Below are 381 nucleotides of genomic sequence, written 5' to 3'. Positions count from 1 at the left end.
CTGCCCAGACCCACCAAATTTTATCCAGTCCTGCGTTATTTTGTGACTCGCCTAGCAGGCTAGGCGTCGCCACAAAATGCCGTGTTCTGAATAAAATTCCGGATGACCGGTATCAGAGGGGCCTTAGCTCAGCTGGGAGAGCGCCTGCCTTGCACGCAGGAGGTCAGCGGTTCGATCCCGCTAGGCTCCACCAACTCAAGCTTGAGGTCATAAGCTTGAAGCTGAAAGAAAACCCCACAGTCGGTGAAGTATTAAGCTAGACGCTTGTTCTTCAAGCTTCCAGCTTAAAGCTTCTAGCTTTAATTGCTCTTTAACAATGTGAATCATGCTGACAATGTTTCTTCCGAGAGGAAGAGACACGAGATACGTCTCAAGCGTATC

General features: G+C 49.3%; 1 tRNA gene. It reads left to right on the top strand.

Annotated elements, in window-relative coordinates:
- Window positions 1–117 precede the first annotated feature (117 nt).
- A tRNA-Ala gene (locus Q673_RS23530) sits at window positions 118–193 on the top strand.
- The last annotated feature ends 188 nt before the right edge of the window (window positions 194–381 follow it).

The organism is Halomonas sp. PBN3 (assembly GCF_000475415.1).
In the GTDB taxonomy this organism is placed as follows: domain Bacteria; phylum Pseudomonadota; class Gammaproteobacteria; order Pseudomonadales; family Halomonadaceae; genus Halomonas; species Halomonas shengliensis.
Note: the sequence above shows the minus strand (reverse complement) of the source record. Positions and strands in the feature narration are given on the sequence as shown.